The sequence below is a fragment of the Salmonella sp. SAL04162 genome, from assembly GCF_046551535.1.
In the GTDB taxonomy this organism is placed as follows: Bacteria; Pseudomonadota; Gammaproteobacteria; order Enterobacterales; family Enterobacteriaceae; genus Salmonella; species Salmonella enterica.
Genome location: NZ_JBGDVX010000006.1, coordinates 83867 through 96178, shown reverse-complemented (window position 1 = coordinate 96178; position 12312 = coordinate 83867). Strand labels below are relative to the sequence as shown.

General features: G+C 49.6%; 12 protein-coding genes. 4 read left to right on the top strand and 8 right to left on the bottom strand.

Annotated elements, in window-relative coordinates:
• Positions 1-13: 13 nt before the first annotated feature.
• Together ACLJRH_RS13660 and ACLJRH_RS13655 are read right to left on the bottom strand one after the other, a co-directional pair.
• On the bottom strand, positions 14-703 hold the full coding sequence (locus tag ACLJRH_RS13660; RefSeq protein WP_001067096.1) for an LrgB family protein: 690 nt from the start codon (positions 701-703) through the stop codon (positions 14-16).
• Positions 696-1106: a CidA/LrgA family protein gene (locus ACLJRH_RS13655; RefSeq protein WP_000257347.1), complete on the bottom strand. Its 411-nt coding sequence runs from the start codon at positions 1104-1106 to the stop codon at positions 696-698. The genes ACLJRH_RS13660 and ACLJRH_RS13655 overlap by 8 nt, the downstream gene beginning before the upstream one ends.
• Before the next feature lie 103 nt (positions 1107-1209).
• On the opposite strand from ACLJRH_RS13655, the gene ACLJRH_RS13650 reads away from it, so the two are divergent.
• Positions 1210-2097 (top strand): LysR family transcriptional regulator, encoded by an 888-nt coding sequence (locus tag ACLJRH_RS13650; protein ID WP_000354962.1) that lies wholly within the window; start codon positions 1210-1212, stop codon positions 2095-2097.
• A gap of 94 nt (positions 2098-2191) precedes the next feature.
• On the opposite strand, the gene ACLJRH_RS13645 is transcribed toward ACLJRH_RS13650, so the two are convergent.
• Together ACLJRH_RS13645 and ghxP are read right to left on the bottom strand one after the other, a co-directional pair.
• Positions 2192-3838, bottom strand: a complete 1647-nt coding sequence (locus ACLJRH_RS13645; protein ID WP_001549778.1) for a Na+/H+ antiporter — start codon at positions 3836-3838, stop codon at positions 2192-2194.
• A gap of 149 nt (positions 3839-3987) precedes the next feature.
• Positions 3988-5337 (bottom strand): guanine/hypoxanthine transporter GhxP, encoded by a 1350-nt coding sequence (gene ghxP, locus ACLJRH_RS13640; RefSeq protein ID WP_000106907.1) that lies wholly within the window; start codon positions 5335-5337, stop codon positions 3988-3990.
• A gap of 145 nt (positions 5338-5482) precedes the next feature.
• On the opposite strand from ghxP, the gene ACLJRH_RS13635 reads away from it, so the two are divergent.
• Positions 5483-5704 (top strand): hypothetical protein, encoded by a 222-nt coding sequence (locus tag ACLJRH_RS13635; protein ID WP_168175303.1) that lies wholly within the window; start codon positions 5483-5485, stop codon positions 5702-5704.
• Here the strand turns inward: ACLJRH_RS13635 and ACLJRH_RS13630 are convergent.
• Entirely contained in the window at positions 5685-6353 is a 669-nt protein-coding gene (locus ACLJRH_RS13630) for a glutathione S-transferase family protein (protein WP_000958575.1), read from the bottom strand. The genes ACLJRH_RS13635 and ACLJRH_RS13630 overlap by 20 nt on opposite strands.
• A gap of 292 nt (positions 6354-6645) precedes the next feature.
• Positions 6646-7104: a redox-sensitive transcriptional activator SoxR gene (gene soxR / locus ACLJRH_RS13625; protein WP_000412686.1), complete on the bottom strand. Its 459-nt coding sequence runs from the start codon at positions 7102-7104 to the stop codon at positions 6646-6648.
• Between the two features lie 86 nt (positions 7105-7190).
• On the opposite strand from soxR, the gene soxS reads away from it, so the two are divergent.
• Positions 7191-7514: a superoxide response transcriptional regulator SoxS gene (soxS, locus tag ACLJRH_RS13620; RefSeq protein WP_000019483.1), complete on the top strand. Its 324-nt coding sequence runs from the start codon at positions 7191-7193 to the stop codon at positions 7512-7514.
• Here the strand turns inward: soxS and ACLJRH_RS13615 are convergent.
• On the bottom strand, positions 7502-9103 hold the full coding sequence (locus ACLJRH_RS13615; protein ID WP_023137209.1) for an EAL domain-containing protein: 1602 nt from the start codon (positions 9101-9103) through the stop codon (positions 7502-7504). The genes soxS and ACLJRH_RS13615 overlap by 13 nt on opposite strands.
• A 562-nt stretch (positions 9104-9665) precedes the next feature.
• Here ACLJRH_RS13615 and ACLJRH_RS13610 point away from each other — a divergent pair.
• Positions 9666-9947, top strand: coding sequence for a YjcB family protein (locus ACLJRH_RS13610; RefSeq protein WP_000719058.1), 282 nt, complete (start codon positions 9666-9668; stop codon positions 9945-9947).
• A 277-nt stretch (positions 9948-10224) separates the two neighbouring features.
• Here ACLJRH_RS13610 and siiF read toward each other — a convergent pair whose 3' ends face one another.
• Positions 10225-12291, bottom strand: a complete 2067-nt coding sequence (gene siiF, locus ACLJRH_RS13605; RefSeq protein WP_000358574.1) for an SPI-4 type I secretion system protein SiiF — start codon at positions 12289-12291, stop codon at positions 10225-10227.
• Positions 12292-12312: the final 21 nt, after the last annotated feature.

The following is a 12312-nucleotide window of genomic DNA, read 5'->3' as shown; positions in this document are numbered from 1 at the left end:
GGTCGGAGGAAAATCAGAACATTACCCTCGCCACCAGCGGGGCTGCCAGCACCATCACCACGCCGGACAGCATCATTACCAGACTGGCGACGACACCCTCCTGCTGACCAAGTTCATAGGAACGCGCCGTGCCCGCCCCATGTGACGCCGCGCCGAATCCTGCCCCTTTTGCCATGCCTTCCCGGATAGAGAGACGCAAAAATAGCGCGTCGCCGACCGCCATGCCAAACACGCCAGTGACGACCACGAACAGCGCCACCAGATCTGGCTGCCCGCCCAGGGGTTCTGCCGCCGCCAGCGCAAACGGCGTAGTAACGGAACGTACCGCCAGACTACGCTGAATCTCATCCGATAACGTGAACAGACGCGCCAGCCAAACGGAACTGGTGACCGCCACCACCGTCGCCGTCACTACGCCCGCAGTGAGCGACATCCAGTGACGTTTGATAATCGCGAGGTTATCGTACACCGGCACCGCAAAGGCAATGGTCGCCGGGCCGAGCAGCCACAATAGCCAGTGCGATTCACCAATGTAGTTTTGCCAGGAGATATGACCGAACACCAGCATTAACACCAGCAGTGCCGGCGTCAACACTAATGGCATCAACGGCAGTTTGCGAAAACGGCGATACAGACGCTTATTGGCGAAGTAAATCCCCAGCGTAATCACCAGGCACAGTACGCTTAACTGAACGTTATTCACGGTTTAGCCTGCTCATCTCATAGCGATACACTTTATCCACCACCCACGCCGTCGCGCCGAGTACCATTAAGGTACTGATCGCTATCACCGAGAAGATGCGCCAGCCGTCCACCAGTAACAGATGGGCATAGTTCACTACCGCCACGACAGCGGGAACAAAGAATAACAGCATCTCCGCCAGCAGCCAGCGTGCGCCTGCGCGTACCCAGCTAAGCGGAATAATCCGGCAAACGATCAGCGCCAACATAAGCACCATGCCGACCAGATTCGCGGGCAACGGCAGGTGCAGCCAGGAGACAAGATATTGGGAAAAAATAAATAAACCTGCATAGAGCAGTACCTGAACCGGTACCTGGAGTCGTTGCACAACGGCAGGCGTAACGCGGCTTATCGCCACAGCCATGAGGGAATGTCCTGAAAAATAATACGGAGCGCCAGTATAGAGAACCTCCGTCACGGGCAGAAATGAATTAAAATCATTGCAGGCATAGTCGGAAGGAATAATCATGGATATCAGAACGCTGCGTTATTTTGTCGAGGTGGTGCGTCAGCAAAGTTTCACCCGCGCAGCGGAGAAGTTATTTGTCACCCAGCCCACCATTAGCAAGATGCTGAAAAATCTTGAAGATGAGCTTAACTGTACGCTACTGATCCGCGACGGACGTAAGTTATTGCTGACCGATACCGGACGCGTGGTGTTTGAACGCGGTCTGGCGATCCTCGCTGAGTTTCGCCAGTTAGAGGCCGAGTTGAGCGATATTAACCATCTCAATAAGGGCGTGCTGCGGCTGGGTATTCCCCCGATGGTCGGCATGTTGATGGCCGGGCCAATCAGTTTGTTTCGACAACGCTACCCTGGCGTTGAACTCAAAATTTCGGAGTTTGGCGGCCTGACGGTACAGCAGGCGGTAATGAATGGCGAGCTGGATGTTGCGATGACCGCGCTCCCGGTGGAAGAAGCGAGCGGGCTGACGACATTATCGCTGTTCAGTCATCCGCTGTGCGTGCTGGTTCCCCGTTCAGGTCAGTGGACAACCTGCGACTCCATCGCGCCTGAAGCACTGGCGGAGCATCCTCTTCTTATCTATAACGAAGACTTTGCCCTGAGCCGCCAGTTGATGACCTTATTTAGCCAGCATGACGTAAAACCACGGATTGCCGTGCGCAGCGGGCAATGGGATTTTCTCGCCGCCATGGTGCAAGCGGGCGTCGGCATCGCCATTTTGCCGGAGCCGATTTGTCAGCGTCTGGATAAGGCCACGCTGCGCTGGCTACCGCTGGAAAGCGATCTCCGCTGGCAGTTAGGCATGATTTGGCGAGAGGGCGTGTATCTGTCGCACAGCGCCCGGGCATGGTTAACCTGTTGCGAAGGGTTTTGGCTGAAACAACCGTAAGCCATAGGTTAAAACCCTTGCCGGATGGCGGCGCAAGCACCTTATCCGGCCTACTTGTAGACCCGGTAAGCATGGCGCCACCGGGCCACAAGGACTACTGATTTTCTATCAGTAGCGCTTCCATCAAATCCAGGTCGTGCAGCAGCTTTTGCAATGTTTCATTGCTGATTTCTCGTGTGGCGCGCAGATGATACAACTCGGCGCGTTCAGAACGCAGCGCGGCAAGACGGAAACGTCGCTCCAGATTTTCTTCCTGTATGGAGCTTTCGACATCGTTTCGCCCATCGGCACGGCGACGCAAGTTACCAATGACACGCGAGCTTACTTCAGTAAGCAACTGATTATCGATGTTTTCTTCGGTATCCGCCGCCAAACGCTCTTCCATTTTCTGAATGGCGACAATTGCCACCTCCGCCGTCGCCGCACGGGCGATACGCTCCTCTTTCAACTGTTGCGCATGATCGGCGACTTCCAGATGTTGCAACAGCAGCGGCAGCATGATCACGCCGACAAATAACGAGAACAGAATGACGCCAGCCGCCAGGAATACCAGTTCATAACGCGCCGGAAATCCGCTGCCATCCGGCAAAAGTAACGGTATAGAGAGCACACCAGCCAGGGTGATCGCCCCACGAACGCCAGCGAAGGAAGCAATCAGAATTTCACGCGACGTCCAGCTGGCGAACTCCATCGGTTTCTTCTTCAAAAAACGCAGGCTGAACTTTTTCATGGCCCACAGCCAGCCGAAGCGAACCAGCATCAATGCCGCATAAATCAGCACGATATCGGTAAAGAGCATCCAGGTTTCGACATTCGGGTCAGCTTCCGCCGCCGCCAGCGAAGATTCCAGAATACCCGGCAATTGCAGTCCCAACAGCAGAAAGACCATACCGTTAAAGACAAATTCCAGCATCGCCCAGGTACTGTTCGCGCGCAAACGCATTGCCAGCGGCGCGCGGCGCATTACGCCAGAACGGGTGATGGTCATCCCGGCGGCAACCGCGGCCAGGATGCCTGAGACGCCAATATGCTCGGCAATCAGGTAAGACGCGAAGGGCAGCAGAAACAGCAGGACAATTTGCGTCGCGGGTTCATCGCCGCCCCAGCGGCTCAAAAAACGCAGCGAGCGGCCATACAGCCAACTGACCACAAAACCCGCCAGAATACCGCCGATAGCGACCTTAAAAAATTCCAGCGTCGCGCCGCCGACGGTAAAGACCATCGTCCCCATCGCCACCGCGACGGCGAATTTCAGCGATACCAGACCGGAGGCGTCGTTCATTAACGCCTCTCCCTGCAGAATGCCCATGATTTTTTTCGGGATACGCCCCTCGCCCACAATTCCGGAGAGCGCTACCGCATCGGTCGGCGACAGCACGGCGGCCAGCGCAAAGGCGGGGATCAGCGGAATGCCGGGCACCAGCCAATAAATCAGGAAGCCGATTCCCACGACCGTTACCAGGACCAGCGCCAGCGCCAGCCCGAAAATCTCTCGTCCATGCTCAAGAAATTCACGGGTCGGCGTCTTCCAGCCATCCGCAAACAGCAGCGGCGGAATAAACAGCACCAGGAAGAGTTCCGGGTCGAATTCCACATGCAAACCAAACGTCGGCCACGCCAACAGCGCGCCAACGGCGATCTGCATAAGGGGTAAAGGAAGCTGGAAGGGTAATACACGCGTAAATACCCCCGACAGCGAGACCACAAGGGTCATGATGAGTATTGTGAAGAAAATTTCCATGCGTTCCCTGTTTGCGATGTTTTTTATGATGGAGAAAGGCATCATGCCTCGGTTTCACCTTCTTCAGATTAACGCAAAAGGTAACGTGATGTGTCCTGAAAATGAAAACGGGCGACCAACGCCGCCCGTTTTTCAGAATGAAGGCAGAACTAGATAGCCCAGCCGCCAGCATAAAAAGCGACCAGCGCGACCGCAATGACGACAGTTCCGATATTCAGCTTACGCCATTCGCCGGAAACCAGACGCCCGACGACCAGCGTGGCAAAGCCGATCATAATCCCGGTGACAATGTTACAGGTCAGTACAATAAATACAGCCGTTACCAGCCCCGCCATCGCATCGACGAAATCAGCAAAATCGATTTTCGCCACGTTACTCAGCATCAGCAGACCGACATACATGAGCGCCGGGGCGGTTGCGTAGACGGGAACGAGATAAGAGAGCGGCGAAAGAAACAGGATCAGCAAAAACAGCACGCCCACGGTAATCGCCGTCAGGCCCGTTTTACCGCCCGCCGCCGTACCAGCCGCAGACTCGATATACACCGCCGCAGGCGCCGCCCCGACCAGGCCGGAGAAAACGCTACTCAGGGAGTCGGTGGTTAGCGCTTTACCGCCATCGATAATTTGTCCATCTTTGTCCAGCAGATTAGCCTGCCCTGCGACCGCACGGATCGTTCCGGTCGCATCAAACACCGCCGTCATCACCAGCGCCAGTACGCTTGGCAGAACGACAGGGTTTAACGCGCCCATAATATCCAGGCTGCCGATCAGTGAGTTGCCGTTTTCATCGCTCAACGAAGGCATGGCGAAAATGCCGGAAAAATGGACGTTAGGATCGAAGAGCAAACCCACAATAGAAATGCCAATAATGGTCAACAGAATGCCGCCGGGGACTTTCAGCTTTTCCAGACCGAGAATAACAGCCAGCCCCACGAGCGACATAATCACCGGGAAGGTGTCGAAATCGCCCAGCGCGACCGGCAGGCCATCCAGCGGGTTTTTAATGACCAGGCCGACGCCGTTGGCGGCAATCAGCAACAAAAACAGGCCAATACCGATACCGGTTCCGTGGGCCACGCCCTGCGGCAAGTTACGCAAAATCCAGCTACGAATGCCGGTGGCGGAGATAACGGTAAACAGTACGCCCATCAGGAATACGGCGCCAAGCGCGACCGGTACGCTAATATGCTGCCCCAGGACCAGGCTAAACGCGGTAAACGCCGTCAACGAGATAGCGCAACCGATAGCCAGCGGCAGATTCGCCCAAAGCCCCATAACGATAGAGCCGACGCCTGCGACCAGGCAGGTCGCTACAAAGACGGCGGCAGGCGGGAACCCGGCTTTACCCAGCATCCCTGGCACCACGATGACGGAGTAAACCATCGCGAGAAACGTGGTTAAGCCAGCAACGACTTCCTGGCGAACGGTGCTCCCGCGTTGTGAAATTTTAAACCAGGCGTCGAGTGAACCGCCGGTACGCGCTGAAGGCGTAGACATAGAAAACATCCCCTGAGAATTTATTATTCGTCGGTATACGCGGGAGGTAATCCACTAACAGCGCAACGTTATCTCCTTGTGCTACATTTACGACAACCGGGGCGCCGCAAAAAAGCAAACGTTTAGCTCCACGTATACAAAACGGGTGGCAAAAAAAAAGCAAACGATTATCCAGCGATCATCAACGCTTTTTCAACTGAACTTTGCCGCTTTTTATGCTTTTCTGCTTAGTATGCTCAATAAATCGCCAGACGATGCGCAAACGTTATCGTCCCTGCGCAATCCAGCAACAATTTTTCGCATCGCTGTTAGCAAATACGTTGCGCAATCTGCTCACAAAAACGCCATTATCCGCCAGGAATGGTAAACGGACCGCCCTGCTGAATCGCTCGTTGCCAGGCTGGACGCATTTCTACCCGCGCTTTCCATGCGTTGATATGGTCGAGATGAGCGATCCCGCCTCGGGCAAGCAGCGCAAATAGCGGGAAGCTCATCTGGATATCCGCCATACTTAACTGCTCTCCGGCAAACCAGGGGTGATTTGCCAGATGCCCGTCAATAAAGCGCGCATGGGTTTCCAGTTGCGGATTGAGGTACGCTTTTTGCGCGCCCTTACCGATAACGCCGCCCAACGTTCGCAGGCCCAATGGTACCGGCGGTTTACCCAGAGAGGTAAAGAGCAGTCTCATCAATAGTAAGGGCATGAGCGAACCTTCAGCGTAATGTAGCCAGAATCGATAGTGTTGTTTCCCCTGCGCATCCGCAGGTTTAAAGCGTCCGATACTGTCGTAAGTGTCCTGCAAATATTCCAGGATGGCGCCCGATTCCGCAATAACCATACCGTGATCTTCAATAACCGGAGACTTGCCCAGCGGATGCACTTTTTTCAATGCCGGCGGCGCCAGCATGGTCTTTTCACGCTGGTAACGCACAATCTGGTAAGGCAACGCCAGCTCTTCCAGCGCCCAGAGGATGCGCTGCGAACGAGACTGATTTAAATGGTGCACCGTCAGCATGGCTGTCTCCTGTAAGGTATGCCAACTAACTATAGAAAATTATGGCAGTTGCCGTAAAAATTTCGGCTAAAAAATCAGCATTTCGCTGGCGAACAGGGCGTCGTCGCTTACACTTACAGTATCAACACAAACCGGAACCTCCACCACGTGCTCGATATGAGGGGTGTTGACGTCGGGGGAAACCCTCCTGTAATCAGCGGGATAGAGCGAAAGACAAAGACCGGAAACAAACTAAAGCGCCCTTAGCGGCGCTTTAGTTTTAGGTGAACTCAGCCCGATGGCCGAGTGCATATTAATCATCTTCAAGCAGCCGGGCACCCGTCCCGTGTTCGCCAAGCCTGTCGCCTGGATTTCGCAGCGGACAGTCGCTACGCGATAAACAGCCGCAGCCGATACAACCGTCCAGCTCATCGCGCAACGCCACCAGCGTATGAATACGTCGGTCTAACTCTTCGCGCCACTGCGAGGAGAGCTGCTTCCACTCTTTCGCGCTTAACGTATGCCCTTCCGGCAAGATACCAAACGCGTCGCCGATAGTTGCCAGCGGGATGCCGATACGCTGGGCGATCTTGATAATCGCGACATAACGCAACACGTCACGCTTGTATCGCCGTTGGTTACCGCTATTACGGATACTGGTAATTAGCCCTTTGCTTTCATAGAAGTGCAGGGCGGACACAGCAACACCGCTACGTTTCGCAACTTCCCCCGGCGTCAGTAAGGCTTTTAAACGGGGAGATTTTTTTTCCATAAATCGCTTTACCTCAAGTTAACTTGAGGAATTATACTCGCCCGCAGACAAAACGACGAATCGAATACTGTTTAAGAGGCAACAATATGTCGCATCAGCAGATAATTCAGACCCTTATCGAATGGATTGATGAACATATCGACCAACCGCTAAACATTGATGTGGTGGCAAAAAAATCGGGCTACTCCAAGTGGTATTTGCAGCGGATGTTTCGTACGGTAACGCATCAAACATTAGGCGAGTATATTCGCCAGCGCCGTCTCCTGTTGGCGGCCGTTGAGCTACGAACGACCGAGCGCCCGATTTTTGATATCGCGATGGACCTGGGCTATGTATCGCAGCAAACCTTCTCGCGTGTATTCCGCCGCGAGTTCGATCGCACTCCCAGCGATTACCGTCACCGCCTGTAGGGCGTCTGCCCGCGTATCGTCAGAGGCGCGGGCGTTTGTTGTAGCCAGGAGATGAATTCCTGCGGTGGTAACGCCTTCGCAAAGTGCCATCCCTGACAATACTGAACGCCGCGTTTTAGCAACCAGCTAACCTGTTCAGCCGTTTCAACCCCCTCCGCAATGATTTTTAGCCGCAAACTTTGCGCCATTTCAATAATATGTTCCACAATCAAATGGCTGGCGCTATTAGTGGTTAGCGTGTCGACAAAAGATTTATCAATTTTTAAAAGGTCGACATTTAATGAGTACAGGTTATGCAAGTTCGAATAGCCGGTACCAAAGTCATCAATTGCCACCTCGTATCCCGCCTGGCGAAACGCCTGAATAATCGGCGTCATTTTAGGCACATCAATAAATCCGCGCTCGGTCACTTCAACCTTTATCTGTTGCGCAAGCACTGAATGCTGACGCGTTTTTTCATGAATCATCACAATTAGTCGGGAAGAGAGAAAATCGGCGGCAGAGAGATTGATAGAGACATAAAGATGCGGGTGCGCGGCCAGAAAACCACCTAAATCATTAAATACCTCTTCGACGACATAATCGGTGATCTGCTCAATCATCCCCTCTTTTTCCGCCAGCGGAATAAATTCGCACGGGCTCATCACCGGACCGTGATAGCCCGGCCAACGCAATAGCGCTTCGGCACCTACACATGTCCCGTTTCGGATATCAATGATCGGCTGATAATGAAGGCAAAGCTGGTGCCTGGTAATGGCCCGTTGCAGCAATCGACGCGGTGAGTAATATGCCTGCCGGGATCGTGACCACATAAATAAGACGATAATGCTACAGATGATCCCTAACGGTAGCGTTAACGTAAGCTGATGAAAGAGGTTCTGGTAAAAGCGTTGCTTTGAGGTTGACACAATCGCGGCAACCGGTCGTTTTGCTGATTTAACCAGAGCATAAAAACGCTCACCCTGTTGGAACACAGGTTCACTCCGTCGTACCAAAGGTAATAGCTGATCAGCCTGCGCCTGTTCACTCAGGGAGAAAAAGGTGTTGGTCACCGTATCATACATTCCCCAGGCCAACGCCGGATCGTCTGACATCACCTCGCTATAAGATAAGGGATTGATAACCGCGACATAGTTTCCCCGCTGCATATATGTCATTTTATAACCGTTGAAAAAAGGCGTATCACGATAGTAATAAATAGCGATGTCAGGCTTTCGTTTATAGTCAGCGCGGGGAATAAAATAAGGACTTGTTGGCGTCATAACCGTAGAGCATAGAAAACGCTGGCCCTTAGCATAAATCAACTCATAAATGTACAAACGACCGCGGATAATATTCAGCATTCGCTGTTGATGGGCTGGCGTACAGGCTTGCCCCTGATATTGTTCAGCGGCATCGCGGGCTAAATCTGCTTGCAGGATAACCCGCTCCGTTTTATCTAATACCAACTGCGCAAATGAATGTAACTGATTTCTGGTTTCAGAGACTGCCCGGATATGAGCAAACCAGATCGCCAGCAATACAGGAAGTAACACCACAATGATCGTTCCGAGAAATCTCAACACCTTGCGTCGTGTGCTTTGACTCATTTTCAGCCTATTTCCCTGCATTATTTGTGACTATTGTTGGCAAAATAAGACGTGAACCAAACGGAGGTTTACGGTGCATGAATTTATCAATATTAGCAACAGACTTTTACCGATCAACATTTACCATTAATAACTAAGCGCAATCTCTCTCGCATACCAGGCAGGACGCTAAATATTTTTGATAACATCAGATTTATACCTAAGTAAACGATGGGGCATACATCTTTACTCCTTTCTTTTGATAAATAACTTGATATTTTTATCAGGTCTGAATTTCACGAAAAAAAATAAAAGAGTAGTAATAATACATCTTTGCTTTCCGGCTGTTTCTCTACGGACGCGCAGAAGTCACACAAAAAATAAGGTTATAAAACGCACAAAAAATACATTGCCGATCTGGCGAATAAGTCTGTTTTTGTGATATAGTTCACAAAAACAATGAAACAGAAACAATGTTTCATTCGATGTTGATGTGACGTCCGTTGATAGCCAGAATGTCCCACGTTTCCCGGGAACAATGCCGTGCTGTCCTGGACAAAGGTCTATTCAGAGGAAATGTTTCATGGCTGCCATAACCACTGGTGTCGTTCTTCTCCGCTGGCAACTGTTGAGCGCCGTGCTCATGTTTTTAGCCAGCACGCTCAATATCCGTTTCCGTAAATCAGATTATATTGGTCTGGCGGTGATCAGTAGCGGTCTGGGCGTGGTATCCGCCTGCTGGTTTGCCACCGGTTTACTCGGTATTACCATGATGGATCTCGCTGCGATCTGGCATAACATTGAAGCCGTAATGGTCGAAACGATGAGCCAGACCCCGCCAGAATGGCCGATGGTGCTGACCTGATACGCTATCGCTGCCGATGAAGCCGCCCACCGGTTATCTCAACGCGGAATCGCGCGCCAGGAGTAGCCTTGCGAACCATCACGTCCCTCGCATTGCCGTTGATGAGGGCCGCCAGGTGTGGTTATCCAAAAATGGCAAGTGGAATAGCCCTAACAGAATCGAGCTAAACTTATTGAAGACATTGCCGACTCGTTAAATGACAAAAAAGACCCGTTTGTGCAACGGGTCTTTTTTATTAAGCAGTACCACCTGATAACAGCGACAAGCGCTGCTTATTTTACATTAATAATTTATCCGGAGAACAATCACGGATTATTTTTCCACCTTTCATTACCAGAACCCGGTCAAAATACTTTATCAGATATCGACGATGCGTCACCATGATCAACGTTTTCCCATGAATAAACTCATCTAAGTTATCAAAAATTTGCTTCTCGGTATTTTCATCCAGATTTGATGTTGGTTCATCCCATAAAAAGACGCTGGCGTTACTGCTCAGACTACGTGCTAATAATAACTGCTGTTGCTGTCCGGATGACAGGTTTTTAGCCATAAAATTCACCGGAAACTTCAGCCCCATAGGATGTTGCAAGATAAAACCACAGTTCGCCAGATGGAGCGCCTTGAGTACCCGGCCCCTGTCGTTTTGCGGTTTTAACGCGAAATTACTTTCAATGGTTCCGGTGAATAAAACATCATGTGTCGTCACCACGCTTAAATGCTGAGAAAAAAAGTTCTGCGATAAATGCCCTAAGTTATATCCATCATATAAGATGGCGCCGTCTGTTGGCGAAAGGTAGCCAGATAGCATTCCCAGTAATGAGCTTTTTCCTGCACCGCATTCGCCTATCACTGCGACACGCTGCCCCGCAGGTATGTCTATAGACAGTCGGTTAATAATCATCGGAGATTGAGCGTCATACTGATAACTCACACCCCGAATAGAGATATCGCCATTGCACTTTGATATGGACTGTAATGCCGGTGTTTTTTCTGCCTGATCTTCATCAAAAAAAGAAAGCAGATCCTTACCGGTTTTTTCTGCTGATAAAATAGAGATTAATGTAGAAGAAAAATTCGAAATGATCCCGGAAATACGACCAGAGACAATGACAGATGAAACAATTGCGCCAGTAGTAACATCACCCTTGATTACCATAAAAAAGGCTATTACCATAATAGTTATTTGGGTAATAGATGACATACTCCCCAATATAGATTGATAGATAAGATTTAATTTCCTTATCTTCAGGTTAAGATACGACTGTTCATTTGATGTGTTGACCCAATCAAAAAGTAAACCTTGATTATTTAAGGTATGGATCATTTTAATAGATAAGAAAACCTCTGAGATGAAGATATTCCTGTTCTTCTGTCCTTCTTTTTGTTTGTTCATTAACTCATTAGTATAATGGTGGTTAACGAGGGAAATAATAATAGAGACGATAAACATGGTAACAGGGACAATAACGACCAGACCTAAATTTACATATATAACAATGAGAAATATAATAAATATTGGAATATCGGCTATACGTTGAAAGATCGAGTTTAATAAAACGGGTTTAATTTTCTGAAACTCATTCCATAGCACAAATGCTGATGACATGGATCTGCCATTTTTCTTTTTACTATAAAGTACCGCTTCAAGAAATGCGATATCAATATCGACGTCATCCTGCCTTGCTGTGATAGACTGATAAATATCTTTCGAAGTACGAAGGATAAACTCAAAAACAATAAATACAGCAACAATTATAGCCACGCCAAATAAAGATGAAACCGAAGCGCTTGGAACAAGCTTATCATAGAACAGATTACTAAATACTGGAATAGTTAACGCAAAAATTGCCATAAAAAGAGATGAAAAGAAGTATTTAGTATAAAAAATCTTGTTCATCGATAAAGAGTTTTTTATGATATTTTTTACTCTTATACTATCAACAACTTTATTTAAAGGTAGTATACTAAATGCAGATAACTCTTTTAAATATTCATCTTCAATTTCAACATAACAGAGTTCACCGCGCGCGTTTACCAACTTTATTTTTTGCCCGCCACTCACACACACCATCCACTTCATTTCTGGTGTTAATAGTAAAATCGGCATAGGCTCATTTAGTAAATCCTCACCATTATTAAATAATATATCCTGTAGAGAAAGCCCTAACGACAAAAAGAAATTCTTCATTTGTATAGAGTCGTCAGTGTTATTTCTGTCGTACTTTTTAAATCTTAAATTTATATCATCCTCTTTGATGTCAATTTTTATGTTGAATTTTTTAGACACTATAGATAATGCCGTTTCCGCACTTAAATAATAAGGTTCTAGTTTTTTATCCATAAGTAAACCCCCTCACCCAAA

What these genes read in the sequence shown, in the direction of transcription:
- ACLJRH_RS13655 (WP_000257347.1), bottom strand. Translation starts at nt 1,106, where the DNA reads ATGGCTGTGGCGATAAGCCGCGTTACGCCTGCCGTTGTGCAACGACTC.
- ACLJRH_RS13650 (WP_000354962.1), top strand. Translation starts at nt 1,210, where the DNA reads ATGGATATCAGAACGCTGCGTTATTTTGTCGAGGTGGTGCGTCAGCAA.
- ACLJRH_RS13645 (WP_001549778.1), bottom strand. Translation starts at nt 3,838, where the DNA reads ATGGAAATTTTCTTCACAATACTCATCATGACCCTTGTGGTCTCGCTG.
- ghxP (WP_000106907.1), bottom strand. Translation starts at nt 5,337, where the DNA reads ATGTCTACGCCTTCAGCGCGTACCGGCGGTTCACTCGACGCCTGGTTT.
- ACLJRH_RS13630 (WP_000958575.1), bottom strand. Translation starts at nt 6,353, where the DNA reads ATGCTGACGGTGCACCATTTAAATCAGTCTCGTTCGCAGCGCATCCTC.
- soxR (WP_000412686.1), bottom strand. Translation starts at nt 7,104, where the DNA reads ATGGAAAAAAAATCTCCCCGTTTAAAAGCCTTACTGACGCCGGGGGAA.
- soxS (WP_000019483.1), top strand. Translation starts at nt 7,191, where the DNA reads ATGTCGCATCAGCAGATAATTCAGACCCTTATCGAATGGATTGATGAA.
- ACLJRH_RS13615 (WP_023137209.1), bottom strand. Translation starts at nt 9,103, where the DNA reads ATGAGTCAAAGCACACGACGCAAGGTGTTGAGATTTCTCGGAACGATC.
- ACLJRH_RS13610 (WP_000719058.1), top strand. Translation starts at nt 9,666, where the DNA reads ATGGCTGCCATAACCACTGGTGTCGTTCTTCTCCGCTGGCAACTGTTG.
- siiF (WP_000358574.1), bottom strand. Translation starts at nt 12,291, where the DNA reads ATGGATAAAAAACTAGAACCTTATTATTTAAGTGCGGAAACGGCATTA.